Source organism: Streptomyces sp. NPDC059355, assembly GCF_042752335.1.
Taxonomy (GTDB): domain Bacteria; phylum Actinomycetota; class Actinomycetes; order Streptomycetales; family Streptomycetaceae; genus Streptomyces.
Genome location: NZ_JBHYXN010000007.1, coordinates 194,935 through 221,209, shown reverse-complemented (window position 1 = coordinate 221,209; position 26,275 = coordinate 194,935). Strand labels below are relative to the sequence as shown.

27 protein-coding genes and 3 tRNA genes are annotated in these 26,275 nt (G+C 72.6%); 16 read left to right on the top strand and 14 right to left on the bottom strand.

Features of this window, described 5'->3' with window-relative positions; genetic code table 11:
- The first annotated feature begins 21 nt into the window (after positions 1-21).
- Positions 22-321, top strand: a complete 300-nt coding sequence (locus ACFXGI_RS09900) for a type II toxin-antitoxin system VapB family antitoxin (protein ID WP_030160221.1) — start codon at positions 22-24, stop codon at positions 319-321.
- Between the two features lie 152 nt (positions 322-473).
- Positions 474-1,136, top strand: coding sequence for a LytR C-terminal domain-containing protein (locus tag ACFXGI_RS09895; protein WP_384704909.1), 663 nt, complete (start codon positions 474-476; stop codon positions 1,134-1,136).
- A gap of 135 nt (positions 1,137-1,271) precedes the next feature.
- Here ACFXGI_RS09895 and upp read toward each other — a convergent pair whose 3' ends face one another.
- On the bottom strand, positions 1,272-1,907 hold the full coding sequence (gene upp / locus ACFXGI_RS09890) for a uracil phosphoribosyltransferase (RefSeq protein ID WP_030160225.1): 636 nt from the start codon (positions 1,905-1,907) through the stop codon (positions 1,272-1,274).
- Positions 1,908-2,097: 190 nt separating this feature from the next.
- On the opposite strand from upp, the gene ACFXGI_RS09885 reads away from it, so the two are divergent.
- From ACFXGI_RS09885 to ACFXGI_RS09840, 10 genes are all read left to right on the top strand, one after another.
- Positions 2,098-3,036 carry a universal stress protein gene (locus tag ACFXGI_RS09885; RefSeq protein WP_384704908.1) on the top strand — a complete coding sequence of 313 codons (939 nt, stop codon included), beginning with the start codon at positions 2,098-2,100 and terminating at the stop codon, positions 3,034-3,036.
- 143 nt (positions 3,037-3,179) lie between these two features.
- On the top strand, positions 3,180-3,371 hold the full coding sequence (locus ACFXGI_RS09880) for a hypothetical protein (protein ID WP_384704907.1): 192 nt from the start codon (positions 3,180-3,182) through the stop codon (positions 3,369-3,371).
- Positions 3,372-3,676: 305 nt separating this feature from the next.
- Positions 3,677-4,222, top strand: a complete 546-nt coding sequence (locus ACFXGI_RS09875; protein WP_384704906.1) for a hypothetical protein — start codon at positions 3,677-3,679, stop codon at positions 4,220-4,222.
- A 62-nt stretch (positions 4,223-4,284) separates the two neighbouring features.
- Complete coding sequence (tadA, locus tag ACFXGI_RS09870; RefSeq protein ID WP_384704940.1) at positions 4,285-4,713, top strand: tRNA adenosine(34) deaminase TadA; 429 nt, start codon at positions 4,285-4,287, stop codon at positions 4,711-4,713.
- A gap of 57 nt (positions 4,714-4,770) precedes the next feature.
- Positions 4,771-4,855: transfer RNA gene (locus tag ACFXGI_RS09865), tRNA-Ser, on the top strand.
- A 176-nt stretch (positions 4,856-5,031) separates the two neighbouring features.
- Positions 5,032-5,319, top strand: a complete 288-nt coding sequence (locus ACFXGI_RS09860) for a hypothetical protein (RefSeq protein ID WP_384704905.1) — start codon at positions 5,032-5,034, stop codon at positions 5,317-5,319.
- Between the two features lie 377 nt (positions 5,320-5,696).
- Positions 5,697-5,858 carry a hypothetical protein gene (locus ACFXGI_RS09855; protein ID WP_159046037.1) on the top strand — a complete coding sequence of 54 codons (162 nt, stop codon included), beginning with the start codon at positions 5,697-5,699 and terminating at the stop codon, positions 5,856-5,858.
- A gap of 221 nt (positions 5,859-6,079) precedes the next feature.
- Positions 6,080-6,955, top strand: coding sequence for an RNA polymerase sigma factor SigF (locus ACFXGI_RS09850; protein ID WP_384704904.1), 876 nt, complete (start codon positions 6,080-6,082; stop codon positions 6,953-6,955).
- Positions 6,956-7,174: 219 nt separating this feature from the next.
- Positions 7,175-8,032: an RNA polymerase sigma factor SigF gene (locus ACFXGI_RS09845; RefSeq protein WP_384704903.1), complete on the top strand. Its 858-nt coding sequence runs from the start codon at positions 7,175-7,177 to the stop codon at positions 8,030-8,032.
- 56 nt (positions 8,033-8,088) lie between these two features.
- Positions 8,089-8,775, top strand: coding sequence for a hypothetical protein (locus tag ACFXGI_RS09840; RefSeq protein ID WP_384704902.1), 687 nt, complete (start codon positions 8,089-8,091; stop codon positions 8,773-8,775).
- A gap of 113 nt (positions 8,776-8,888) precedes the next feature.
- On the opposite strand, the gene ACFXGI_RS09835 is transcribed toward ACFXGI_RS09840, so the two are convergent.
- Entirely contained in the window at positions 8,889-9,149 is a 261-nt protein-coding gene (locus tag ACFXGI_RS09835) for a hypothetical protein (RefSeq protein ID WP_384704901.1), read from the bottom strand.
- Between the two features lie 220 nt (positions 9,150-9,369).
- Between ACFXGI_RS09835 and ACFXGI_RS09830 the strand changes: the two genes are divergently transcribed.
- The gene (locus ACFXGI_RS09830; protein WP_384704939.1) at positions 9,370-9,762 is read left to right on the top strand and encodes a MarR family winged helix-turn-helix transcriptional regulator; all 393 of its coding nucleotides are present in this window, start codon (positions 9,370-9,372) and stop codon (positions 9,760-9,762) included.
- A 14-nt stretch (positions 9,763-9,776) separates the two neighbouring features.
- The gene (locus ACFXGI_RS09825; protein ID WP_384704900.1) at positions 9,777-11,450 is read left to right on the top strand and encodes an MDR family MFS transporter; all 1,674 of its coding nucleotides are present in this window, start codon (positions 9,777-9,779) and stop codon (positions 11,448-11,450) included.
- An 82-nt stretch (positions 11,451-11,532) separates the two neighbouring features.
- On the opposite strand, the gene ACFXGI_RS09820 is transcribed toward ACFXGI_RS09825, so the two are convergent.
- From ACFXGI_RS09820 to ACFXGI_RS09765, 12 genes are all read right to left on the bottom strand, one after another.
- Positions 11,533-12,186, bottom strand: coding sequence for a TetR/AcrR family transcriptional regulator (locus tag ACFXGI_RS09820; RefSeq protein WP_384704899.1), 654 nt, complete (start codon positions 12,184-12,186; stop codon positions 11,533-11,535).
- A 90-nt stretch (positions 12,187-12,276) separates the two neighbouring features.
- Positions 12,277-14,532: an ArnT family glycosyltransferase gene (locus tag ACFXGI_RS09815; RefSeq protein ID WP_384704898.1), complete on the bottom strand. Its 2,256-nt coding sequence runs from the start codon at positions 14,530-14,532 to the stop codon at positions 12,277-12,279.
- Complete coding sequence (locus tag ACFXGI_RS09810; protein WP_384704897.1) at positions 14,529-15,797, bottom strand: glycosyltransferase; 1,269 nt, start codon at positions 15,795-15,797, stop codon at positions 14,529-14,531. Before ACFXGI_RS09810 ends, ACFXGI_RS09815 begins: the two co-directional genes overlap by 4 nt.
- Before the next feature lie 25 nt (positions 15,798-15,822).
- On the bottom strand, positions 15,823-17,415 hold the full coding sequence (locus tag ACFXGI_RS09805) for an ATP-binding protein (protein WP_384704938.1): 1,593 nt from the start codon (positions 17,413-17,415) through the stop codon (positions 15,823-15,825).
- A gap of 38 nt (positions 17,416-17,453) precedes the next feature.
- A complete protein-coding gene (locus tag ACFXGI_RS09800) occupies positions 17,454-18,221 on the bottom strand; it encodes a response regulator transcription factor (RefSeq protein ID WP_030857904.1) in 768 nt (255 codons plus the stop codon).
- Positions 18,222-18,309: 88 nt separating this feature from the next.
- Complete coding sequence (locus ACFXGI_RS09795) at positions 18,310-19,188, bottom strand: amidohydrolase family protein (RefSeq protein ID WP_384704896.1); 879 nt, start codon at positions 19,186-19,188, stop codon at positions 18,310-18,312.
- Positions 19,172-19,510, bottom strand: a complete 339-nt coding sequence (locus ACFXGI_RS09790; protein WP_384704895.1) for an antibiotic biosynthesis monooxygenase family protein — start codon at positions 19,508-19,510, stop codon at positions 19,172-19,174. The genes ACFXGI_RS09795 and ACFXGI_RS09790 overlap by 17 nt, the downstream gene beginning before the upstream one ends.
- A 113-nt stretch (positions 19,511-19,623) precedes the next feature.
- Positions 19,624-20,505, bottom strand: a complete 882-nt coding sequence (locus tag ACFXGI_RS09785; protein WP_384704894.1) for a DUF2797 domain-containing protein — start codon at positions 20,503-20,505, stop codon at positions 19,624-19,626.
- Positions 20,502-20,936 carry an Lrp/AsnC family transcriptional regulator gene (locus tag ACFXGI_RS09780; protein WP_030857900.1) on the bottom strand — a complete coding sequence of 145 codons (435 nt, stop codon included), beginning with the start codon at positions 20,934-20,936 and terminating at the stop codon, positions 20,502-20,504. The genes ACFXGI_RS09785 and ACFXGI_RS09780 overlap by 4 nt, the downstream gene beginning before the upstream one ends.
- A gap of 126 nt (positions 20,937-21,062) precedes the next feature.
- Positions 21,063-21,428 (bottom strand): PH domain-containing protein, encoded by a 366-nt coding sequence (locus ACFXGI_RS09775; RefSeq protein ID WP_053692457.1) that lies wholly within the window; start codon positions 21,426-21,428, stop codon positions 21,063-21,065.
- 188 nt (positions 21,429-21,616) lie between these two features.
- A tRNA-Arg gene (locus ACFXGI_RS09770) sits at positions 21,617-21,689 on the bottom strand.
- 252 nt (positions 21,690-21,941) lie between these two features.
- A tRNA-Ser gene (locus ACFXGI_RS09765) sits at positions 21,942-22,032 on the bottom strand.
- A gap of 247 nt (positions 22,033-22,279) precedes the next feature.
- Here ACFXGI_RS09765 and ACFXGI_RS09760 point away from each other — a divergent pair.
- Together ACFXGI_RS09760 and ACFXGI_RS09755 are read left to right on the top strand one after the other, a co-directional pair.
- Positions 22,280-22,717, top strand: a complete 438-nt coding sequence (locus ACFXGI_RS09760) for an SSI family serine proteinase inhibitor (protein ID WP_384704893.1) — start codon at positions 22,280-22,282, stop codon at positions 22,715-22,717.
- Positions 22,718-22,836: 119 nt separating this feature from the next.
- Complete coding sequence (locus ACFXGI_RS09755) at positions 22,837-26,268, top strand: PAS domain-containing protein (protein ID WP_384704892.1); 3,432 nt, start codon at positions 22,837-22,839, stop codon at positions 26,266-26,268.
- Positions 26,269-26,275: the final 7 nt, after the last annotated feature.

Sequence of the window (26,275 nt, the reverse complement as noted above, 5' to 3'; positions counted from 1 at the left end):
CCGGCCCGGTAGGCTTTCCGTGTGATCTTCAAGCGCATCGGAAACGGGCGGCCGTACCCCGACCACGGCAGGGAAACCACCCGGCAGTGGGCGGATGTCGCCCCGCGCCCGGTCCGGCTCGACCAGTTGGTGACGACCAAGGGGCAGCTGGACCTCGAGACGCTGCTCGCGGAGGACTCGACGTTCTACGGGGACCTCTTCGCCCACGTCGTGAAGTGGCAGGGCGACCTGTACCTGGAGGACGGGCTGCACCGCGCCGTGCGCGCGGCCCTTCAGCAGCGCCAGGTGCTGCACGCGCGCGTCCTCGAAATGGACTACTGAGCCGGGACACGCCGTAGGCGAGGCCGCGAAAGGCTTCCGCCCGGGCCTCCCTTGGGCTTCCGGTTCGGGAGAATTGCGCCTTTCGGGTCGGTCTTGCCCTATCAACAGATCATTTGGTGGGCATCGCAGGCGGGCGGTATTACGCTGCGCCCATGAGCATGCTCACTCCCCCCGGCATGGGCGGAAAGTACCGCGTCACGGGTGCTTCCTACCCCCGTATGAGGCCACCGCGGCGGCGCCGCCGGATCGTCCTCACCGTGCTCGGAGCAGTCCTCGGTCTGGCCCTGCTCGGCTACGGATCCGTGCAGCTCATGAACGTGTTCCGCGGCGAGGGCGCCGGCGGCAAACACCAGAGCGCCGCCGGCAAGGACTGCGCGACCCCGAAGCCCAGGGCGGGCGCCGCGGCGGCCGCCAGCCCCGCCGCCGCCAAGCCGGCCGTGGCCCTGCCGCAGCCCGGCGAGATCACGGTCAACGTCTACAACGCGACCCCGCGCGCGGGGCTCGCCAAGGCGGTCGGCGACGAGCTGAAGAAACGCGGCTTCACCATCGGCAAGGTCGGCAACGCACCCGCCGACTTCGACAAGAAGGTCCCCGGGACGGGGATACTGCTCGGCTCGCCCAAGACCGACAAGGCGGCCTTCTCCGTGCTGGGCACCCAGCTCGAAGGCGATACGCAGCAGACCGACGCTCGGGAGGGCGCGGACATCGACCTGATCCTCGGCGACGCCTTCAAGGACCTCAGCCCGAAGGAGGCGGCGGACAAGGAGCTGTACCTGCTGGCCAACCCGCAGCCGGCCCCCGCCAAGACCTGCTGAACGCGCTGATCCGCCGAACTCCTGAACTCCTGAACTGCCGAACCGCTGGTCCGCCGAACCGCCGAACCGCCGAACGCGAAACAGCCGGCCGCCCCTTCCGGGGCGGCCGGCTGTTTCGTGCGTCGTCGCCGGCCCCTACTCGGCCGAGCCGTACATGCGGTCGCCCGCGTCGCCCAGGCCCGGAACGATGTAGCCGTGCTCGTTGAGCCGCTCGTCCACCGCGGCCGTCACGACCGTCACCGGGGTGCCCGCGAGGTCGCGCTCCATGACCTCGACGCCCTCGGGCGCGGCCAGCAGCACCACGGCGGTGACGTCGTCGGCGCCGCGCTTGATCAGTTCCTGGATCGCCGCGACGAGCGTGCCGCCGGTGGCGAGCATCGGGTCGACGACGTAGACCTGCCGCCCGGAGAGGTCCTCCGGCATGCGCGTCGCGTACGTGGAGGCCTCCAGGGTCTCCTCGTTGCGGACCATGCCCATGAAGCCCACCTCGGCGGTCGGCAGCAGCCGCATCATGCCGTCCAGCATGCCGAGGCCGGCGCGCAGGATCGGCACGACCAGCGGGCGCGGGTGCGAGAGCTTCACGCCGGTGGTCGGGCCGACCGGGGTGACGATGTCGGCCTGCTCGGTGCGCACATCGCGGGTGGCCTCGTACGCGAGGAGGGTCACCAGCTCGTCGGCGAGCCGACGGAAGGTGGGGGAATCGGTGCGCTTGTCGCGCAGGGTGGTCAGTTTGTGCGCCACCAAGGGGTGATCGACGACCTGCAAACGCACAACATCCTCCAAGGCTCAGCTGCCGGGTTTCGACCTGCGACCTGCAAAAACGGCCGCACTTTTTCGCGACCCACGGTCAAAAGGCTACGCGGTGCGCGCACCCCCCTGCGTCCGAACCCGCCTCACCGCCCGCGGATCGTCGCGGATCCCTGCGGATGCGACCCGCCCGGACGCCCAGCACGCTGGACGGATGAGCAACGCACCGGTGGTCGTGGCGGTCGACGGGTCCGAGCACAGCCTCAAAGCGCTGGAATGGGCGCGGACCGAGGCCCTGCGGCACGGCAGCCCGCTCGTGGTCGCGCACGTGCTGCCCGACAGCGTCCAGCTGTACGCGGCGCGCCGCTCCTCCCTCGCCGACCCCTCGCAGCCGAAGGAGAACGCCGACCCCGTCGGCGAACACGTACGGGACATCCTCGCCGGCGCCCCCGAGCTGCCGGCCGAGGTGCGGTACGAGGCGCTGGAGGGCTCCGTGCCGGAGGCCCTGCGGGTGACCGGGGAGGAGTCCCTGATGCTGGTGATGGGCTCCCGGGGCCGCGGCGGCTTCGCCGCCCTGCTGCTCGGGTCGAACAGCCGCGCCGTGGCCTCCACGGCGGCCTTCCCGGTGGTGGTCGTTCCCCACGCGGCGCGCAGCGCCGAAGCGGGGGCCGGGCAGTCCGCCGGGCGGGTGGTGCTCGGCCTGCACGCCGCGGAGACGGCGGACGACGTGGTGGCCTTCGCCTTCGCGGAAGCCGCCGCACGGGGGACCACCGTCCAGGTGGTCTCGGCGTACGCGATCCCGCCGGCGCCGGTCATGGTGGTGGACAACCCCTTCCAGGTGATCCCGCCGGAGGGCCTGGCCGACGACGGGAACGCGGTGCCGGCGGAGCGGGAGATGCTGCGCTCCCAGACGGAGCGGCTGGCGCCGTTCCGGGCCCGGTGGACGCAGGTGCCGGTGGAGCAGGCGGCGGTCCCGGGCGACGCGGCGGAGCAGCTGGTGACGGCCTCCCGGTCGGCGGCACTGGTGGTGGTGGGCCGCCATCACCCGCGGCGCAGCGTCGGGTCCCTGATGATCGGCTCGGTGGCGCACGCGGTGCTCCACCACGCGCACGGCCCGGTGGCGGTGGTCCCGACCCTGTCGGACGACGAGTGACAACCCTTCTGAGCTGCGAAGGGGCTGCGCAAAGGGGAAGCGAAGAGGTGGCATCAACCGCCCCGTCCGGGGGAAGGTGGGGTGCGGGGGGTCTGCTTCGCGCCGGCGGAGGAGGACTACCGGACCAGCCGGGGTGGTGGCGGATGCCCGACACGAAGCCGAGCCGAGAGAACGACGCGCCGCAGCCGGAGACGGCGGCGCAGCGCAGAGCGCGCAGGGCGCAGTTCCTGCGCGACCTGATGGAGGCGCAGGCCCTGCGCGACCGCGTCCAGCCCCGCCGCGCCCGCGCGGCCCGCATGCGCCAGCAGATGCGCATGCGTACGTTCCGCTGGTAGCCCCGGCCGAAGGCGAATCCCGCCCGCCCGGAGCCTCGGAGCACCGGCGCCGCGCCGAGGCTGCGGGCGGGATCGCGGGGCCCCGCGAGGCCGCCACGGCGCGCCCCGGCAGCCCCCGTACAACCCGCGGAGCGCACGGCACGGGACGACGCAAGCGCCGAAGACCTCTCGCAAAGCCGCGCTTTCTGCCACGATGCCGATTGGGCGGGGCACGAACGGCGAGCAGGACAGCCGTTCCAACCCTCCCCACCTCCGGCCGGGGGGACCTCCAACCGGCACGCCTATTGACCAGTGGGAGAGTCACGGTGTATTTCGCCGCACTGCTCGCGCGCACCGAAGACGGGTGGGAAGCGAGCGACATGGAACTCGACGACGTCGAGTCCCTCAGTGATCTGATCGATCTCGCCCGTGCCGCCGCTGTCGACGACGACACGGTGGTCGCCCTCATCGAGCAGGAGGACGCCTGGTTCGGCGTCGTCCGCGTGGACGGCGAGGAGGACCCGCGGTACTTCGTATCGAACGCCTCGGCGGCCTCCCGCAGCTCCTACGGCTCGATGCTCACCGACGAGCTGCTGGGCAGCGACGAGGAGGACGACGAACTCGACGAACTGGACCTTGACGGCACCGAGGACGGCGAGGAGGAGACGATCGCCGCGTTCACGGATGGCGACGACGAGGACGAGGAGGACTCGCCCGGCGCGGAACCGGTACCCGCCGGCCCGCTCGGCGACCCCCGGCTGCTGGACGACCTCGGCGTCAGCAACAAACAACTGATGACCCTCGACGGGGACGCCCTCTCGGAGATCGCCGACTCCCTCGGCGCCACCGAGGTGCTGGAGGCCGTCCGCTAGTGATCACCACGCACCACCCCCTGCACGACCCCGATCCCGTACGGGACCCGTGGCGGGACTCCATGCGCCTCGCGCTCGCGGAGGCCGCCCGGGCGGTGCCGGCCGGCGACGTGCCGGTCGGCGCCGTCGTGCTGGGCCCGGACGGCGGGCTCCTCGCCACCGGGTACAACGAGCGCGAGGCCACCGGCGACCCCACGGCGCACGCCGAGGTGCTGGCGCTGCGCCGGGCGGCCGCCCGGCTCGGGGAATGGCGGCTTCCGGGGTGCACCCTCGTGGTGACCCTGGAGCCGTGCGTGATGTGCGCGGGCGCGCTCGTGCAGTCGCGGGTGGCCCGGGTCGTCTACGGCGCCGACGACGAGAAGGCGGGTGCCGCGGGGTCGCTCTGGGACCTCGTACGGGACCGCAGGCTCAACCACCGTCCGGAGGTGATCCGCGGCGTGCTCGCGCAGGAGTGCGCGCGGCAGCTGACGGACTTCTTCCGGGACCGCTGAGGGAGCTCGGCGGTATCGATTTCATTTGATGCCGATCCTTAGGCTAGGATCCATCTCGGTAGTGTGTCCGAGTGGCCGAAGGAGCTCGCCTCGAAAGCGAGTATGGGGCAACCCATCGGGGGTTCAAATCCCTCCACTACCGCTTCGTTCGGAAGCCCCGCCCCGCAAGGGACGGGGCTTCCGGCGTTTTCCCGGGACGTCGCGGCAAGGGATGGGGCAGGACGTCCCGACCGGTTCCGTCGGGTCCCGACGGGCCCCGACGCGTCTTTACGGATGACGCCCGCGTGACCGCCCGCCCCGCTCGGCCGTTGTCACGGCATGACCAAGACCCAGCGCATGCTCGCCGCCTTCGCCCTCGCGGGGGCCGCCGCGGGCCTCGCCGCTCCCGCCGCCTCCGCCGCCACTCCGGCCCCGATCACCCTCCCGGACCTGCCGCAGGCGGCCCCGGGCATGCCGAAGGGGGCCACACCCGGCTCCGTCCAGGAGATCGGCGGAAAGCTCAACGAGCTGGACAAGCTCGGTCGGGTGACGGAGCTGCCGAACGACCTGGCGCCCGTGATCGCCCCCGTGGAGCCCGTCCTGGGCCTGCTCGGCGCCATCCAGTAGCCGCGGAGGTCCGGGACCGCGGCGGAAGCCGAAGAAGGCCCCGACCGGGGTCGGGGCCTTCGACGTACGGGCGGGGGAAGTGGCATCGGGGGGACAAACCACTTCCCCCGACGAGGACGGAACCTGCCAGTCCGAACCGCAGTCAGGGGGAAGCTTGCGGCTCGGACCCCGCAGTGAGGTCCTGTCCCTCACCCACCGATTTCCTGCCAGAACCGGTGGGCTCGTCTTCAATACTGCGCCACCCCCACCCGCCCGTACTGCGGCAAAGGGCCCGGACGGCCGGGCCATTGGTCCATAAAGGCCGGGTGAGTGTCCGAAGACGAACGGTTAGACTCACCCGACTCAGCAGGACCGGTTTGGGGAGGCCGACACCGCTCATGGACACCAAGAAGATGATCATGGGTGGGCTCGTCGTGTTCGTGCTCTTCGTGATCATCACCCAGCCGGTCAAAGCGGCAGACATCGTCAAAATAGGCTTCCAGGGCATATCGGACGCAGCCCACGGCATCGGCGCGTTCATGACCGAATTGGTGCGCTGAGCCCGTACGCTGACGCGGCCTTCCGAACGACCGGCCCCCCACTCCGGCGAGTGGGGGGCTTTCGCGTTCCCGCACCCCCTCGCACAGCCCAGTCCAAAACACCCCATTATGCCCAACTTGCCCTCAACACGGCGATATGCGGTGCTTGCACACAGTGCACATGTCTTGTGATGCTATGACCGCTTTTGACGGATGAGTTGACATGAAGGGGTGGCGTGACCGTGCCGGCCAGTACTGCGCCTCAGGTGCCACCCCAGCAGGAGCCCCAGGACTCCCCGGTTCCGCCTCGGCAGGAGCCCCCTGAGGAGCCTCCAGCGCCCCCGAGACCGCAGAGCCGGGGCGCGGACACCCGGGCCCTCACCCAGGTCCTGTTCGGCCAGCTGAAGGGCCTTCAGCCGGGGACGAGCGAGCACCACCGGGTGCGCGGGGCCCTCATCGAGGCGAACCTCCCGCTCGTCCGGTACGCGGCCGCCCGCTTCCGCAGCCGCAACGAACCGATGGAGGACGTGGTCCAGGTCGGCACGATCGGCCTCATCAACGCGATCGACCGGTTCGATCCGGAGCGCGGGGTGCAGTTCCCGACGTTCGCCATGCCGACCGTCGTGGGCGAGATCAAGCGGTACTTCCGCGACAACGTCCGCACCGTCCACGTGCCGCGCCGCCTCCACGAGCTGTGGGTCCAGGTGAACGCGGCCACCGAGGACCTCACCACCCTGCACGGGCGCACGCCCACCACGCCCGAGATCGCCGAGCGGCTGCGGATCACCGAGGACGAGGTGCTGTCCTGCATCGAGGCCGGGCGCTCGTACCACGCCACCTCACTGGAGGCCGCCCAGGAGGGCGACGGGCTGCCGGGGCTGCTGGACCGCCTCGGCTACGAGGACCCGGAGCTGGCCGGGGTCGAGCACCGCGACCTCGTCCGGCACCTCCTCGTACAGCTGCCCGAACGTGAACAAAGGATCCTGCTGCTGCGGTACTACAACAATCTGACGCAGTCCCAGATCAGCGTGGAGCTCGGCGTATCCCAAATGCACGTTTCGCGACTGCTCGCCCGCAGCTTCGCCCGACTCCGGTCCGCAAACAGGATCGAGGCGTAGCTGAAACGGGTGGAGCTCGCTCCGCCGTTTCCCACAGAATGGGCTCATTCCGCTCTGTCGCTGGAGATATATGTCGACTTGGCGCTACAGCGTGTTGCCGACATGTGACATTCTGCTGGAACCGCGTTTGCCGCAGCCCCGCCTCCGGTATTCAGGTGGAGGCTGCGTTCCTCCGACGGACGCGCCGTACGCGACCGTCCGCGACCTCAAGGGGGTGGCATGTCCGTAGACCAGGGCAGCTCCAAGGTGCTCACGCTCGTCAAGAGCGCGGCGCCGGCAGCGCCTGCACTGCCTGCAGCGCCTGTCCGCTCGGAAGCCATCGACACCCGCACCCTCTCCCGCTCCCTCTTCCAGCGACTTGCCGCCCTGGACGCGGACAGCCCCGACCGGGCGTACGTACGCGACACCCTGATCGAGCTGAACCTGCCCCTGGTCCGGTACGCGGCCGCCCGCTTCCGCAGCCGGAACGAGCCGATGGAGGACATCGTCCAGGTCGGCACGATCGGCCTGATCAAGGCGATCGACCGGTTCGACTGCGAACGCGGCGTGGAGTTCCCGACGTTCGCGATGCCGACCGTCGTGGGAGAGATCAAGCGATTCTTCAGGGACACCTCCTGGTCCGTGCGCGTCCCGCGCCGCCTCCAGGAGCTGCGCCTCGCCCTCACCAAGGCCAGCGACGAGCTCGCCCAGAAGCTCGACCGCTCGCCGACGGTGCCGGAACTGGCCGCCGTACTCGGGGTGTCGGAGGAGGACGTCGTCGACGGCCTCGCCGTCGGCAACGCGTACACCGCGTCCTCGCTCGACTCGCCCTCCCCCGAGGACGAGGGCGGCGAGGGCTCGCTCGCGGACCGGCTCGGGTACGAGGACGCCGCGCTGGAGGGCGTCGAGTACCGCGAGTCGCTGAAGCCGCTGCTCGCCAAACTCCCGCCCCGGGAACGGCAGATCATCATGCTGCGGTTCTTCGCGAACATGACGCAGTCGCAGATCGGCGAGGAGGTCGGCATCTCCCAGATGCACGTCTCCCGCCTGCTGACGCGCACGCTGGCACAGCTGCGCGTAGGCCTGATCGGCGAGTAGCCGCGACCGGAAGGGTTCCCACCTGACGCAGGGTCAGCAAAACTACGGCGATGCGAGTGGACCGCCGAACGCTCACCCTGATGACCCTGTGCTGCTCTCTGGCCGCCGCATGCCTGACGGGATGCGGCGGCCCGGCACGTGACGGCTACGCGGCCGCGGGCGCCGTGGCCCCGGGCCCGGAACGCCGGGCGGGCGACAACGTGCCGCCGCGGTCCCCGGTGGAGCTCCGACGACTGGCCGAGAGCCCCCCTCCTCCCTCGAAGACGGGGAGTACGCCGCCCGGTACCCCGGATCCGAGGAGCCCGGCGGCCTCCGCCCGAGGCGGATCCCCGGCCACCCCGCCCGGCACCGCACAGCCGCCCCAGCCCCCGCCGGTGCAGGCACCGCCCACCCCGCAACCCCCCGCACCCGACCCGGGGACGACGCCCCCCACCACGCCGGCGAGCCTGACCCTGGGCCCGCCGACCCGCACGCAGGCGGCGGACCGCTGGTGCGAGAAGGTCACGGTGGCGTTCACCAACACGGGAACGAAACCGGCCACTTCCGGCACGGTCACGTTCGCGACACACATCATCGGCGCGCTGGGCATCGACTGGGCCACGATCACCACGACCCAGCCCCTCCCCGCCCCGATCCCCGGGGGCACGACGAAGACGCGGACCTGCACGGTCTGCGTCGAGTCCTGGCGAGTCCCTCTGGGCATGCACGTGGAAACCCGGAACACGACGGCGACCTGGACGTAGGCGCGCCGGGGCGACCGGAGGAAGGGCCGGCCGGGGAGAGGAGGCCGGCCCTGGAGAGGAGGCGGGGCGGGGAGAGAAGGCGGGGCGGCGCCCCGCCCCTGTCTCCCCGGCGGCTACAGGGCCAGCCAGGCCACCAGGCCGATCAGCACCACCGCGGCGACCCCCACCCCCAGCCACAGCCCGGCCTTCGACCCCGAGCTCTGCGCCGCGGCCTGCCGCCGCCGGGATCCCGGAGCCACCGGCCCCGCCCCGGCCCCCGGCCCGGCCCCCGGCCCGGTCGGCGCGGCCTCCTCGACGAACGCCCGGAACATCTGAGTGCTGCCCGCGGGGTCGTAGTTGCCCTCGGGTCCCTGTGAGTTGTGGTTCGCAGCCATGGCTCAGGACCCTAGCGGCTTTTCCCATTCCTTTACCGCCCGCACCCCCCTATTCGTTTGCCTGTAGCAACCAATCACTCTTATGGTTGCCCTAAGCAACAACATGAGGAGGGGAGGGAGCCCCGTGACCACCGAAGCCCGGACGCTGCAGGCGCCACCGGCACCACCGGCACCACCCACAGCACAGACGCCCCACACCCCCACCACCCGCTACGAAGAGCTGGCCCGCCAGCTGACCGGCATCGGCGCCGTCAAACGCGACCTGGCCCGGCTGCTCCCCCCGGACTGCCCGCCCGGCTCGGCCGCCGTCCTCACCCTGCTCGACCGCCACGGCGAAATGCGGCTCAGCCGCCTCGCCGACCTCATGGCCATCGACATCTCGGTGACCAGCCGCCACGTCGCCCACGTCGCCGACCGCGGGTGGATCACCCGCGACATCGACCCCGGCGACGGCCGCTGCCGCATCCTGCGGCTCACCCCGGCCGGCCACGCCCTCCTCGCCGAGGTCGACGCCCGCTACACCGGCGCGCTGGAAAAGGCCCTGGCCGACTGGTCCCCGCACGACATCGACGTACTCAACACCTTGCTGACCCGGCTCCGATCGAGCTTCTAGACCGAAGGAAACACATGGCGACCACCGCACCCACCGGTGTGCAGGGAGGCAGCCGGTCGGAGACCACGTCCGACCCCGCGTCCCCTCCCGGCTCCGGCTCCTCCGCCCCCATGACCCACGCCCAGATCATGAAGGCGCTGTCCGGGCTGATGCTCGGCATGTTCGTGGCGATCCTGTCGTCCACGATCGTCTCCAACGCCCTGCCCCAGATCATCGGCGACCTCGGCGGCACGCAGTCCTCGTACACCTGGGTCGTCACGGCCGCCCTGCTGTCGATGACCGCGGCGACCCCGCTCTGGGGCAAGCTGTCCGACCTCTTCAGCAAGAAGCTGCTGGTCCAGATATCCCTGGTGATCTACGTCCTCGGCTCGGTGGTCGCGGGCCTGTCCCAGAACACCGGCATGCTCATCGCCTGCCGCGTCGTCCAGGGCATCGGCGTCGGCGGCCTCTCCGCCCTCGCCCAGATCGTGATGGCCGCGATGATCTCCCCGCGCGAGCGCGGCCGCTACAGCGGCTACCTCGGCGCCGTCTTCGCCGTCGCCACCGTCGGCGGCCCGCTGCTCGGCGGCGTCATCACCGACACCTCCTGGCTCGGCTGGCGCTGGTGCTTCTACGTCGGCGTGCCGTTCGCGATCATCGCCCTGATCGTCCTCCAGCGGACCCTGCACCTCCCGGTCGTCCGCCGCGACGTCAAGGTCGACTGGCTCGGCGCCTTCCTGATCAGCGGGGCCGTTTCCCTGCTCCTGATCTGGGTCACGCAGGCCGGCGACTCGTACGGCTGGGTCTCCTGGACCACCGCGGCGATGACCGGCGGAGCCGTCCTCCTTGGCCTGCTCTTCCTCCTCGTCGAATCCAAGGCGAGCGACCCGATCATCCCGCTGCGCCTGTTCCGCAACAAGACCATCTCCCTCGCCTCGGCGGCCTCGCTGTTCGTCGGCATCGCGATGTTCTCGGGCACGGTGTTTTTCAGCCAGTTCTTCCAGTTGGCCCGCAACGAGTCCCCCACGATGTCCGGAATCCTCACGATTCCGATGATCGGCGGGCTCTTCGTCTCCTCCACGGTTTCCGGTCAGGTGATCACCAAGACCGGTAGGTGGAAGGCCTGGCTCGTCTCCGGCGGCGTCCTCCTGACGGCCGGTCTCGGGCTGCTGGGCACCCTCCGGTACGACACCCCGTACTGGCACATCGCGATCTACATGGCGCTGACCGGTCTCGGTCTCGGCATGATGATGCAGAACCTCGTCCTCGCCACGCAGAACCAGGTGGCCCCCGAGGACCTGGGCTCCGCCAGCTCGGTCGTCACCTTCTTCCGCTCCCTCGGCGGCGCCATGGGCGTCTCGGCACTCGGCGCGGTCATGGCGAACCGGGTCACCCACTACGTCAAGGACGGGCTGGCCGAACTCGGCCCGAAGGCGGCGGCGATGGGCCACGGCGGCACCGCCGGCGGCGGGATCCCCGACCTCGACAAGCTGCCCGCGCCGTTCCGCACGGTCGTCGAGTCCGCGTACGGGCACGGCGTCGGCGACGTCTTCCTGTACGCGGCGCCGTTCGCGCTGCTCGGGCTCCTCCTGGTGCTGTTCATCAAGGAGGTCGCGCTGAAGTCGAAGCCCGCGGCCCACGCCCCGACGGCGTCGGCGGCCACGGCCACCGGCACGGCCACGGCCACGGCCACGGCCACGGCGGAGTAGCGGCACCGAGCGGTACTCACGGACCCCCGTCGGGCCGCCCCTCCCCTCTGACAGGGCGGGAGCGGCGCCCGGCGGGGGTTTCCTACACCCCCGGCCGGGCGGTGGCCTTCGCCTCGATGCCCGCGATCAGGACGTCGAGCGCGAGGACGAAGTCCCCGTCGGACGCCCGCCGCGCGGCGCCCCCGCAGCCGTGCAGGAACTGCGACACGGCCAGGTGGGCGCCGGTCCGGCAGGCACCCGCCAGGCCGGTGGCGTCGAGCAGCCGCTGCAGCGCGGTGTCGAAGGCCCGCGCGTGCGGGCCGATGTTCGGGTACGCGGCCGTCAGCGGCGCCACCCAGGGGTGTTCCGCCAGCAGCCGCCGGTAGCCGCAGGCCAGCGACCTCAGCCGGCCGGTCCAGCCCTCCTGGGGCGGCGCGGCGGGTGCGATCGGCTCGGCCGGGGCGCTGCGGGGCAGCGGGAGCTCGCCCAGGGCCCGGTCCAGGGCGAGTTCGAGCAGGTCGTGCTTGGTGTCGACGTACCAGTACAGGGACATCGCGGTGACCCCGAGCCCGGCCGCGAGCCGCCGCATGGAGAACCGGGCCAGCCCCTCGGCGTCGAGCAGCCGGACGGTGGCTCCGGTGATCCGGTCCCGGTCGAGACCCGAAGGCGCCTCGCTGCGGCGCCTGGCGGGTGCGGAGTGCCCGGGGGCCAGCCACACGCTGGTCCGGGAAGCGCCGGGATCGGCCGTGGTCACCATGGAGGCACCCTCCTCACGACAACTGGATCAGCCCGGAATGCCCGGTCCGCCCACTTGATGCTAGAGGGTGCCTCCCGCGTTCCGGCAGGTTCAGGACGGGGCGGACGTGCCGTTCAGGGGGGCGGTCAGGTCGTAGAAGGTGGCCCCACCGACCGTGGTGGTCTTGAAGTTGGCCTTGACCCAGCTCGTGATGGCGCTGCTGGTGCCACCACCCGGACCACCGCCCGGGCCGCCGCGCGTGCCCTGCCCCTCGCCGCCCGAGCCGCCGCCCTCACCGACGAAGTAGTGGATCTTCCCGGCGCGCACGTACTCCTGGAACTTGGCGAGCGTCGGGGACGGGTCGCTTCCGTTGAAGCCGCCGATCGGCATCACCGGCTCGCCGGAGGCCAGCTGGTAGCTCGCCGCGTTCTGCGCGCCGACAGCGGCCGCCGCCCAGGTGTACTTCCCCGCGTCCTTGCGCAGGGCGGCCGTGGCCTCCTTGCCGGCCTTCGTGCCGTTCAGCAGGCCGCCGAAGCCGCCGCCACCGCCGGGGCCGCCCGCGAAGTTCTCCATGCCGCGTGCACCGCGCCCGCCGCCGGCCCCCTGGCCGCCCGGGAAACCCTGGCCACCCTGACCGGGCCGGCCGGCCTGACCGCCCGGGAAGCCCTGGCCGCCGGGGAACTGTCCGGGCCCGCCCTGCGGACCGCCGCCCTGCTGACCCTGCGGGCCGCCCTGCTGCGCGCCCATGCCCGGCGAGAGTTCGCCGCCACCGAAGCGCATGCCCATACCGCCCATGCCGCCCCGGCCGCCCGAGACCGCGGGACCGGCCGTCACGATCGACCCGCTGCGCGCGGAGTCCACGGTCGTCAGGCAGTACGCGAGCGGACCGGCCAGCGCAGCCGCCAGCCCCAGCCCCGCCGCACCCAGCACGAACCGGCGGCCGAGCCGGGCGCCGAACAGCAGCCCGGCGGCGGCGAGGAGGCCGGCCACGAGGACCGTCCAGCGCAGCCACGGCAGGTATCCGCTCGAGCGGCCGAGCAGGACGTACGACCACCAGGCGGTCAGGGCGAGGGTGCCGGACAGGGTGAGCGCGGCGGCCTTGCCGCCCCGCTCCTCCCACAGCATCGCCACGCCCATGCCGACCAGCGCGGCCACGAACGGCGCCAGCGCCACGGTGTAGTACTCGTGGAAGATGCCCTGCATGTAGCTGAAGACGAGCGCCGTGATCAGCAGGGCGCCGCCCCACACCAGGAACGCCGCCCGGGCCATGCCCTCCAGGGAGTCGGCGGCCCGGCGGGCCCGCCAGGTGATCACGATTCCGGCGACGAGCAGGACCAGGGCCGCCGGGAGCAGCCAGGAGATCTGTCCGCCGATGTTGGCCGAGAACAGCCGGTCGATGCCGGTCTCCCCCCAGCCGCCACCGCCGCCACCGCCACCGCCACCGCCACCGGGGCGGGCTCCGCCGCCGCCGACGCTGCCGGTCTCGTCGCCGTTGATCCGGCCGAGGCCGTTGTAGCCGAGGGTGAGCTCCAGGAAGGAGTTGTTCTGCGAGCCGCCGATGTACGGGCGGGAGGACGCGGGCCAGAGCTCCACGATCGCCACCCACCAGCCGCCGGCCACCACCATGGCGGCTCCGGCGAGCAGCAGCTGGCCGAGCCGGCGGCGCAGCCGGGTCGGCGCGCAGACCGCGTACACGAGGGCGAGCGGCGGCAGGATGACGAAGGCCTGGAGGGTCTTGGTCAGGAAGGCGAAGCCGACCGCGACGCCGGCCCAGACGAGCCACTTGGTGTGCGCGCCGTCGAGGGCGCGCAGGACGCAGTAGACGGTGACGGTCAGCAGCAGGGTGAGCAGCGCGTCCGGGTTGTTGAAGCGGAACATCAGCGCGGCGACCGGGGTGAGCGCGAAGACCGCGCCGCTGACCAGTGCGGCGGCGGGCCCGAAGTGGCGGCGTACGGCGGCGTAGAGCACGGCGGTGGTGCCGACGCCCATCAGGGCCTGCGGGACGAGGATCTGCCAGCCGCCGAGCCCGAACAGCCGGACGGACAGCGCCATGGGCCACAGGGCGGCCGGGGGCTTGTCGACGGTGATGGAGTTACCGGCGTCGGAGGAACCGAAGAAGAAGGCCTTCCAGCTCTCGCTGCCCGCCTGGACGGCGGCGGAGTAGAAGGAGTTGGCGAAGCCGGAGGCGCCCAGGTTCCACAGCAGCAGGACGGCGGTGGCCAGCAGGAGCGCCGCGTACGCGGGCCGCTCCCAGCGGGGGCGCCCTGCGGTCGCGGTGCCGGCGCCGGAGGTGGCGGTCGGGGTGGACGGAGCGGTCGGGGCCCGTTCGGGGAACGGGGAGTCCATGGGTGGTACGGCCGTGGTCATCGGGTGTCGTCCTTCGCGGGTGTGGCGCGCCGCTCGGGGAAGACCCAGGCGCGGAAGAGCAGGAACCTCAGCACGGTCGCGGCGAGGTTGGCCGTGATCAGCACGGCCAGTTCGGTGCTGTGGGAGGGGGCGGAGGTGGCGGCGCCGAGGGCGGCGAGCGATCCGCTGGTCAGGGCCAGTCCGACGCCGAACACGACGAGGCCCTGGGCCTGGTGGCGTACGGCCCGGTCGCGGCCGCGGACTCCGAAGGTGAGCCGGCGGTTCGCGGCGGTGTTGGCGACGGCGGAGGCCAGCAGCGCGCCGGCGTTGGCGAGCTGTGGTCCGGCGCCGAGCCGGAAGAGGGAGTACAGGGCGAGGTAGGCGAGCGTGGACAGCGCCCCGATGACGCAGAAGCCGAGGAGCTGGCGGGCCAGCCCGCGCGGCACGCCGGGCAGGGCGCTGCGGTCGCGCGGGTCGTCGCCGAAGGGGCGGGCGAGCCGGTCCAGCGGCAGTGCTCCGACGGCCAGCGCCCGGCCCACCCGCCACATGCCCTTGAGGTCCTCGGTGGCGGTGCTGACGATGTGGACGGTGGAGTCCGGGTCGTCCACCCAGTCGACGGGAACCTCGTGGATCCGCAGCCCGGCCCGCTCGGCGAGCACCAGCAGCTCGGTGTCGAAGAACCAGCCCGAGTCCTCCACCAGCGGCAGCAGCCGCTCCGCGACCTCCCGCCGGATGGCTTTGAACCCGCACTGGGCGTCACTGAAGCGGGCGGCGAGCGAGGAGCGCAGGAGCAGGTTGTAGGCGCGGGAGACGAACTCCCGCTTGGCGCCGCGCACCACGCGCGAGGAGCGGGCGAGGCGGGTGCCGATGGCGAGGTCGGAGTGGCCGGAGATGAGCGGGGCGACCAGCGGCAGCAGCGCGTTGAGGTCGGTGGACAGGTCCACGTCCATGTACGCGAGGACGGGCGCCTCGGAGCGGGACCAGACGGTCCGCAGGGCGCGGCCGCGGCCCTTCTCCTCCAGCCGGGTGCTGCGTACGCCGTCGACGTCGGCGGCGAGGGCGGCCGCGATCTGGGGGGTGCGGTCGGTGCTCGCGTTGTCGGCGATCGTGATGCGGAACGGGTACGGGAACGTACGGGTGAGGTGGTCGTGGAGCCGGCGCACGCACGGGCCGAGGTCCGTCTCCTCGTTGAAGACCGGGATCACCACGTCGAGTACGGGCTCGCCGGGCACGGGCGCGAGGTGCGCCCGTGCCGGAAGGGCGCCGGAGGAGGTGTCGGTTCGCATGCACCGACCTTCTCCGGGCGGGCTGTCACCGCTGTGTGGTGAGCCTGTGCCCTGTCTGTGAGTCCGTCCGGGACTGCACCCGCGGCTCCGCCCGGGAGTCCGCCCGGGAGTCCGCCCGGGGGCTCGTCCTCGGGGTCTGGTCCGGTGCGAGCGGGAGCAGGACCTCGAAGCAGGTGAGCCCGGGCTCGCTGTGTACGTCGACCTGTCCGCCGTGTGCCGTCACCACGGCCTCGACGATGGCCAGCCCCAGGCCGGTGGAGCCCGCTGCCCGGGAGCGGGAGGCGTCGCCGCGGGCGAACCGCTCGAAGACGTGGGGGAGCAGGGCGGGCGGGATGCCGGGCCCGTCGTCCTCGATCCGCAGCCGGACGGCGGATGTTTCACGTGAAACATGGGCGGTGACGGTGGTGCCGGGCGGGGTGTGCGTACGGGCGTTGGCGAGCAGGTTGACCAGGACCTGCTGGATCCGGGCCGGGTCGGCACGGATGGGCGCGGGCTCGTCGGGAAGCTGAAGGCGCCAGTGGTGCTCGGGCCCGGCGGCCCGGGCGTCGCTGACGGCGTCGACGACGAGCGGGGCGAGGTCGGTGTCCTGCGAGCTCAGCGGGCGGCCCGCGTCGAGCCGGGCGAGCAGCAGCAGGTCCTCGACGAGGCCGGTCATCCGGGTCGCCTCGGACTCGATGCGGCCCAGGGCGTGCCGGGTGTCGGGGCCGGGCTCCTCCCGTCCGCGGCGGGTCAGCTCGGCGTACCCGCGGATGGAGGCCAAGGGCGTCCTCAGCTCGTGGCTGGCGTCCGCGACGAACTGGCGGACCCGGGTCTCGCTCTGCTGGCGGGCCGTGAGGGCGGAGGAGACGTGTCCCAGCATCCGGTTGAGGGCGGCGCCGACCTGGCCCACTTCGGTACGGGGGTCGGCCTCGGCCTCCGGGACCCTCTCGTGGAGGGCGGGTTCGCCGCTGTGCAGGGGGAGTTCGGAGACGCGGGTGGCGGTGGCCGCCACCCGGCGCAGCGGGCGCAGGGCGACCCCGACCAGGGCCTGTCCGGCGAGGGAGGCCGCGATCAGCCCGGCGAGGGTGACGAAGACCTCCACGGCGATCAGCGTGCTCACGGTGGAGTCCACCTCGGCGAGCGGGAAGCCGAGGACGAGGCGCCCGTCCGGGGCGGTGAGCACCCGGTACGCGCCGAGGTCCGGAAGGTCCAGGTTCACCGGGCCGGGCATGCCGTGTGCGGCGGCCTTGCGGGCGGCTCGGGCCAGGGCCTCGCTCTGGGCCTGGGTCAGGCGCTGGATGTGGTCGTACCCGGGCCCGCCGACGGCGGCGCTGCGTGCCGTGCTGGCGACCGTGCCGTCGGCGAGGAGCCGGATCCCGGCGGCGCCCAGCGGGGTGCCGGGGGCGAGGACGAACTTGTCGTCCTTGTCGCGGAGCGCCTTCTCCTCAAGGGGCTTGCGGATGCCCATGTCGACGGAGACCCTCAGCTGGTCGTCGAGCTTGTCGACCAGGTACGAGCGCAGCGCGAGGGTGGTGACGGCCCCGATGGCCGTGCCCACCACGGCGATCAGCGCCACCGCCGAGACGACGAGCCGGGCCCGCAGGGACCAGGAGCGGACCGGGCGGAAGGGGCGGGGCAGGCGGAAGGCGGGACGCGGCCGCGGCGGGGGGAGGGCCACTACTCGGCCGGCTTGATCAGGTAGCCGGCGCCGCGCCGGGTGTGGATCATGGGCGGGTAGCCGGGACCGCTCTCCAGCTTGCGCCGCAGGTAGGAGATGTACAGCTCGACGACATTGGCCTGGCCGCCGAAGTCGTAGGACCACACCCGGTCCAGGATCTGCGCCTTGCTCAGCACGCGCCGCGGGTTGCGCATCATGTAGCGCAGGAGCTCGAACTCCGTGGCGGTCAGGTGGATCTCCCGGCCGCCCCGGGACACCTCGTGGCTGTCCTCGTCGAGCCGCAGATCGCCGACGGCCAGGACGGAGCCCCCGCGGGCGGCGTGCGCCGCGCCCGAGCGGCGGACCAGGCCGCGCAGCCGGGCCACGACCTCCTCCAGGCTGAAGGGCTTGGTGACGTAGTCGTCTCCTCCCGCCGTCAGGCCCGCGATGCGGTCCTCGACGGAGTCCTTGGCCGTCAGGAACAGCACGGGGAGCTGCGGGATCTCCCGGCGCAGCCGGCCGAGGACGGCGAGTCCGTCCATGTCGGGGAGCATGATGTCGAGGACCACGACGTCCGGCCGGAACTCCCGCGCGGCCCGGACCGCGCCGGCCCCGTCGCCCGCGCTGCGGACTTCGCAGCCCTCGTAGCGCAGGGCCATCGAGAGCAGCTCCGAGAGCGAGGCCTCGTCGTCGACGACGAGCACCCGGCAGGGGCCGCCGTCGGGCCGGACGAGGGCCGTCGGGTTGCTGGTGGACGTGGACGCATGGGAGGTGGTCGTCGCAGTCATGCGACCACGCTGGCCGCGGCCTCTGAGAGCGTTCTTGTCCCTACCTGTGAATTTCCTGAGAAACCCCGAGCGGCGCCGGGCCGGCCGCTCAGACCAGGCGGAACAGCCGGGCCCCGTTGTCGTGACAGACCGCGCGCAGCCAGTCGTCGCCGAGGCCGAGCCCCTCCAGGGCCTCCAGCTGGTGCTCGTACGGGTAGGGGATGTTCGGGAAATCGGTGCCGAGCAGGATCCTGTCGCCGAGGTCGGCGAGCCGCCCGAGCTCTGTCTGCGGGAAGCCGCGGAACCGCTCAGAGAAGTCGGTGAAGGCCATGGTGGTGTCGAGGCGCACCGCGGGGTACCGGTCGGCGAGGTCCAGGAAGTCCGCGTACTCGGGCATGCCCATGTGCGCGACGATCAAGGGCAGCCGTGGGTGCCTGGCCAGCAGCCGGGCGACCGGCTCGGGTCCGGTGTACTTGGCCGGGACCGGCCCCGACCCGCAGTGGATCACCGTCGGGATGCCCGCATCGGCGAGCATCCCCCAGACCGGGTCGAGCCGGTCGTCGTTCGGGTCGTACCCGCCGACCTGGAGGTGCGCCTTGAAGACCCGGGCCCCGGCCTCGACGGCCTGCCGGACGTACGCCTCGGCCCCGTCCTCCGGGAAGAAGGTGGCGGTGTGCAGGCAGTCGGGGGTCCGGGCGGCGAAGTCTGCGGCCCAGGAGTTGAGCCAGGCGGCCATCGCCGGCTTGTGCGGGTAGAGCATCGAGGTGAAGGCGCGGACCCCGAACTCCCTCAGGAGCGCGACCCGCTGCTCCTCCTCGTGCCGGTAGGTGATGGGCCACTCGACGCCGCCCGGCGGCCCGAACGCGTCGAAGTAGTCCCACACCTTCGCCAGGACCCGCTCGGGCATGAAGTGCGTGTGGACGTCGACCAGTCCGGGCAGCCCGAGCCGCTCGCGGAAGGCGCGGACCGCGTCAGCCGTTGCGGGCAAAGCCGTGGCTCCGTTCGACGGTCGCGACGTGCAGGGTGTAGCTCTCGTACCAGTCGGCGCGGCCCTTCTTCATGGCCGCCTGGTGCTCCAGGTTCTGCCGCCACTCTCCGAGGGACTCGTGGTCGCGGAAGTAGGCGACGGTGATGCCGAGGCCGCCGGGGGTACGGGCGGATTCGTAGCCGAGGAAGCCCGGGTTCGCGGCCACGATCTCGTTCATCCGCTGATTGGTCTCCGGGTATCCGGTGTCGTCCGGCATGCGGATGTTGCTGAAGACCGCCATCACGTACGGCGGTTCGTAGGCGGGTACGGGCTGGATGCTCATGCCCACCACCTTCCGCAGCGGCCCCCTGGCATGTCCACCGGAAAGGGGCCCGGGGGCCCAAAGGGATCCAAGTTTTGACCTTGGACGTCCTGCCGCCGGTGTGGCCCCGCTGCTCAGAACAGCCCGTCCTGCCCGCCGGGCGCGGCGAGCGGGGGCAGTTCGGCGACGGGTACGGCGGTCGCGGCGTCGGCGGCGGGGGCGACGAGCTCCCATCCGGCGAGCAGCCGGGTGTCCACCACGAGCCCGTCCGCGAAGTGCAGATCGGGACCGGCCGCGCCGGCGAGCCGGCCCACGACGGCCCCGCCAGGGACCATCTCGGTGACCACCCGCGCGGGAGCCGGCAGCCCGTCCAGCCCGAACGGCCCGGCGTGATCGCCGATTTCGCACTCCAGCCGCTCCAGCGACTCCGGCCAGCCCTCCAGGGCCGCGGCCCGGGCGTGCAGCTCGGCGACCTCCCGGGCGCGGTCGGCCGGCGCCGGCAGGTGACCTCGTACGGCGCGCTTGCGGGCGTACGCGATCCGGTCCGGCACCCCGAGGGCGGCCCGCAGCAGCTCCTCGGTGCGGCGGGTGGCCATCAGCGGCCCCCGCCCCAGCCAGGTCCAGGTCACCGCGCCCTGCTCCAGCAGCCGGGCCGGGCCGCGCTCCTCGGCGGTGATGCCGACCTTGACCATCTCGGGCCCGAACCAGGCCAGGTAGACGCGGTAGGTGCGCGGGTCGGCGGCATTGGTGTCGGCGGCCACCGAGAACGACCGGTCCAGGCGGGCGCATTCGGGGCACTGGGCGTTCCCGGCCCGGCCGGGCACGATGGCGGCCGTGGGACACGGGGTCCGCTTCCCTGCCCGCCGCACACCGAGGCAGTGCCGCTCCCCGCGGGCCGCGAAAGCCAGCCGCTGCCCGTACGCGAGCGGGCTGCTGCGCTCACCGCGCCCCTCGGCCCACCACCCGATGGCGGGGAGGCCGCCGGTCCACCGGATCCCGGTGCACCGCCAGGTCACAGCGGGAGCGGCCGCTCGAAGAAGGTGTCCAGCACGACGGTGGCGTGCGTGCCGCTGACGCCGTCGACGGCGTAGAGGCGGCGCAGGACGTCCTGGAGCTGCTCGGTCGAGGCCGTGCGCACCTTCACCAGGACGGAGGCGCTCCCCGCGATGATGTGCGCCTCCTGGATCTCGGCGATCGCCTCGAAGGCCGCCTTCGAGTCCCCCATCCAGGCGTTGGAGTCGACCATCACGTACGCGAGCACCCCGCTCCCGACGGCCGCGGGATCCACCTCGACCGTCGTGCGCCGGATGACCCCGCGCTCGCGCAGCTTGCGTACGCGCTCGTGGGTGGCCCCGGCCGACAGCCCCACGGCGGTGCCGAGGGCGGCGTAGGACTGGCTCGCGTCCTGCTGCAGGCGCAGGACGAGCGCCCGGTCGATGTCGTCCACGCGATCTTCCTCCGCATCCCCTGAAACCCGTGCGTCGACAGTACAGGATCCTGCGATCTCACCGGCAGGCCGAACCAAATTCAGAAGCCAGTGCGCCGAGGGAGGGAGCGCCGCCCACAGGCGTGACTACCTGGCGACGAACTGGGTGAGGATCGCCTGCACCTCGTAGATGTCCACACCCTTGGTGAACGTCTTCTCGATCGGCGCGGCGCTCCCGGAGAGCCAGATCTTGAGCTCGGCGTCGAGATCGAAATGCCCGGCGGTCTCCACGGAGAAGTGCGTGATGCTCCGGTACGGGATGGAGTGGTACTCCACCTTCTTCCCGGTGAGGCCCTGCTTGTCGACGAGCACGAGCCGCCGGTCGGTGAACAGGATCGTGTCGCGTATCAACAGGTACGCGGCGTGCACCTGCTCCCCCTGCCCGAGCAGCCGCGCGTAGTCCCGCTGCGCCGACATCGGATCGACCGTGTGCGCGTTCCCGAACAGCCCCATGACAGTCCCCCTCTCGCGGCCCGACCGTTCCGAACCGTCTCCAAGGACCGTATCCACCCCCGGCCGGCCGATCATCCCCCACAGGACCGACCCCCACCCCCGAAGAACCCCGAGACCCGCCTCCCCACCGAGAAGGACACCGGAGAACGCAAGAGGCCCCCCGGCGAACCGGGGGGCCTCTCATGCTGTGCACTCGGCAGGATTCGAACCTGCAACCTTCTGATCCGTAGTCAGATGCTCTATCCGTTAAGCTACGAGTGCTTGGGCTTCTCGGGGTTTTGCGCCCCGTTGGCCTTGCGAGAACAACAATACATGGACCTCGGCGGGACGCGAAATCCATTAGCCAAACCGTGCCTGACCTGCGGAAACGCTCCAGATGAAGATCATCGAAGTGGGTCCGCACCGCTGTCGGGGCGGGGTTGGGACGGTGGTCGGCCTGGCCGGAACGCGTCAAAGCAAGACCCCGGAACGCACCGAAGCCCCGGTCCGTCAGGACCGGGGCTTCGGCAGGTGCGGAGGCGGAGGGATTTGAACCCTCGATGGGCTTTAAGACCCAAACCGCATTAGCAGTGCGGCGCCATAGACCGGACTAGGCGACGCCTCCAGCACACCCCCGCGTACGAGGGTGCGTGCAGATGATGACACAGCCACAGGGCCGCTCACCAATCCGCTCCCACGGTACAAGGACAGCCGCCACCAGAGCAAAGCCTTAAGCCTCCCGGTCCGCGTCCTCCCGTACGTCCTCCCACGCGCCCTTCCGGCGCGTCCGTCCGTACGCGCGCCCGTACGCAACGTCGGCGGGCGCGCGTCGTTGGTCAGGTGTACGACGTACGGACGACCTGGAGTGCCCCATGCTGCGTCTCGCCGCCTTCGCCGTCACCTCCGCCCTGGCCGCCTCGGCGGCCACGGCAGCGGGGCCACTGCCCCCGCTGCCGACACTGGGCCGGCTGCTGGCCGCGCCCGACCGCCTCACCATCACCGTGTCCGCCACCGGCAACCCCCGGGCGGACGGCGAGTACCTGCTCGAGTGCAACCCCGTCGGCGGGAACCACCCCGAGGCCGAGCGGGCCTGCGACCGCCTCGACATCCTCGCGAAGCAGGACAAGGACCCCTTCGCCCCCACCGCCAAGCGGCAGATCTGCACCATGCAGGACGGGGGCCCGGCCACCGCGCACGTCACCGGAACCTGGCAAGGCCACAAGGTGGACGCGACGTTCCGGCGGACCGACGGATGCGAGATCGTCCGGTGGAACAACCTGGAACCTGTGCTTCCGGGTGGGCGCTCCTGACCTGGGAGGATGCGAAGGATGCACGGTATCCACCGACCATCCGCCACCTCAGGCCGGGGCAGTGCCCTTAGACTCCTCCCGTGACATGCCGGTAGTTGTGGTCAGGGAGGAAGCTCGTCGTGAGCAGCAGGCCATCCCGAGGCGCTGCTCGCCTCGCAGCAATACTCGACGCTCTTCCGGACGCGCTGTTGCTCGTCAACGCCAACGGCACGGTCGTCAACGCGAATTCGATCGCCCTCGAAGTGATGGAGAGTCCCGGCACCGGCCTCGTCGGCCGCGGCGTGCTGGACCTCCTCCCCGAGTTCGACTCCAAACTGATCCCCGGCTCCATGCGCCGGCCCGGCGAGGACGAGGGCGGCCGGGCCAAGCCCAAGCGGATGGTCGCGCGCCGTACCGACGGCACCGAGTTCCCCGTCGAGGTCACCGCCGCCCACCTCGACGGCCGCGACGCCTACCGTGAGCCGCAGCCCGCGTACACGGGTGACGAACTGTTGATGCTCGTCGTGCGGGACCTCTCCGAGACCGTGGACACCGAGGCCGAGCTGGCCCGCTCACAGCGGCAGACCGAGATGATCCTGCGGGCCGCCGCCGAAGGCGTCGTCGGCACGGACACCGACGGTCGGGTCGTCCTCGTCAACCCGGCCGCCGCGCAGATCCTCGGGTACCGCGCCACCGACCTCGGCAACCGCGAGCTGCACGGGCTGATCCAGCACTCGCGCGCCGACGGCTCGCCGTTCCCCTTCGAGGAGTCCCCGCTCGCCGACACCCTGCGCAGCGGCCGCAAGCACCGGGTGCGCGGCCAGGTGCTGTGGAACAAGGCCGGGCAGCCCGTCGCCGTCGACCTGACCACCTCGCCCGTACGGGACGGGGAGCTGCTCGTCGGCGCCGTCATGACCTTCACCGACCGGCGGTCCTACGACGCGCTGGCCGCCCGGCACGCCCAGCTGCTGGCCGTCCTCGGCGATTCCCTGCGCGGGCCGCTGGAGGAGCTGCGGGGGGAACTGGCCACGCTGGCCGCCGACGACGCGGGGCAGCTGTGGCCCGAGGCCAACCAGCTGCTGCACCACCTGGCCGCCGGGTACTCCCGGATGACCGCGCTCGTCGACAACGTGCTCGGCTTCCAGCGGCTCGACGCGGGAACCGAGAAGCTCAGGAAGAAGAAGGTCCTGATCGACGGGGTCGTCGCGTCCGGCATCGACGGCGCGGTCGAGCTGATCGGCCCGGGCCGCGTGCAGTTCGCCGTCCACGCGCCGACCATCGAGGCCGAGGTGGACGCCGAGCGGATCGCCGGCGCCCTCGCGCATCTGGTCGCGGACGTCGCCGGGGTGGACGCCACCGGCAAGACCCCCCAGGGCAGCGGGTACGGCGACTCGACGATCGTCGTGGCCGCCGCGCAGCGGGGCGATGTCGTACGGATCGAGGTGCGTGGGCCGTACGAGGGCGGCAACCCGGTGCACGAGCCGATCGTGCGGGGCATCGTGGCCGCGCACGGTGGTGTGCTGCAGACGGTGGAGGTACCCGGCGCGCCCGGCGGTGCGTACGTACTGGAGCTGCCGCTCGGTGCGGGAGCCGGAACGGTGACGCTGCCGGAGCCGAAGCCCGAGCCCGCGAAGGAGCCCGCGGCCACCGAGGGCCCGGGCAAGGGCCCCGCCGGACGGCGGGCACGGCGCGGGGTGGACGCGTTCCTGGAGGACGCGGCCGAGGAGCCGAAGGCGACCGGCGCCGCCGGGGGCGGGAGCGCGCTGGCGCTGCCGTCCGGGCGGCGGCGGGCGGGTGAGTCCGGTGGAGTCGACGCCGCGAGCCCCGAGCTCGCGCAGTCCCCGGTGAACCCGGCGGGCCTGGGCACCGGGCGCCGACGCGGCCGGGACGGCGACGGAAGCGAGACGGGCGGCGAGGGCGGACCCGGCCGGCCCGTGCCCCCGCAGGGCACCGCCATGCCCGCGCTCCCGCCGGTGCCGCAGGGGTCTCCCGGACCCGGTCGCGGTCCCGGTGTGCCCCCGGTGCAGCAGGGCGCGCCGGTTCCGCCCGTACCCCCGGCGCCCGCCTTGCCGCCGGTTCCGGTGACCGAGCATCCCGCCGGGCGGCGGCGCGCGCTGGGTTCGGCCGCCGCTCCTCAGCCCGGCGGTCCCGTACCCGCGACGGGCCTCGGACCGGCTCAGGCCGCCGCCCCGCAGGCCCCCGTACGTCCCATCGCCCCCGAAGGCGGCTTCGCCCTGCCCGCGGGCCCGACCCCGGCAGCGGCTCCCGCACCGGCGCCGGGCTCCGCGCAGGGCCCCGCCGCGGCCGGACCGGCCCCCGCTCCCGGCGAGGCCGAGGGCGATGTCCCGGCCGGGCGGCGCGGGCGCCGGGTGCTGAGCGCGCCCGCCGCCGAGCCCGCCGCCGAGCCCGAGGCCCCCGCCGCGGAGCCGGCCGCGGAGGAGCCCGTACCGCCGACCGGTCGGCGGCGTGCGCTGCCCGCCACTCCGGCCTGGCCGGTCCCGGCGGCCCGTACCGCTCCCGAGGACGAGGAGGGCGCCGGCCCGGTGGCCGTCCCCGGTGCCAGGCAGCCCAAGGACACCCCGGCGGAGGCCGCCCAGCCGATCAGCGTGCGCGCCCTCGGCACCCTCGGCCAGGGCATCTCCGTCGACTCCGGCTCCACCGACGGCGCGGGCGGTACGAGCGGCTCCGGCCGTCGTCGCCGGCTCGCCGAGCCCGCGCCCCAGGGACGGGCGTTCGCGATAGGAGCCCCCGAGGCGGGCGCGGACGAGGGCCCCGAGCCGCTGGACGGCCCCGGGGGCGCCGTCGAGGTCGTCAACCGGCCCGTACCGCTGCCCGTGGACGACGAACTGCCTCCGGAGCCCCTGGACAACCCGCGCCGCCTCCTGGTGTGGCCGGCGCCGGATGTGCAGACGCAGCAGGCGCTCAGCGACCGCGGCTACCGCCCGGTGATCGTGCACTCCCGGGAGGAGGTGGACGCACAGATCGCCGCGTTCCCCGCCGCGCTGTTCGTGGACCCGCTGACGGGGCCGATCACCCGGACCGCCCTGCAGTCCCTGCGCCAGGCCGCGGTGGCCGCCGAGGTCCCCGTACTGGTCACGGCCGGGCTGGGGCACGCCACACGTGAGGCGGCGTACGGAGCCGACCCCGCCGTCCTCCTCAAGGCGCTCGCCCCGCGCGACAGCGAGCAGCACCCCTCCCGCGTGCTGCTGATCGAGGAGCGCGACGAGATCGCGACGGCGCTGACGGCCGCCCTGGAACGGCGCGGCCTCCAGGTCGCGCGGGCGGGCGCGGACACCGACGCGGTGGAGCTGGCGACGCGGATGCGTCCCAACCTGGTGGTCATGGACCTGATGCAGGTCCGGCGCCGGCGGGCCGGGATCGTGGACTGGCTGCGCGCCAACGGGCAGCTCAACCGGACCCCCCTGGTCGTCTACACGGCCACCGGGATCGCCCCGGACGAACTGCCGCGGCTGGCCTCGGGGGAGAGCGTGCTCTTCCTCGCCGAACGGTCCACCACGGCGGACGTCCAGGGCCGCATCGTGGACCTGCTGGCCAAGATCGGAACGAACTAGTCATCCT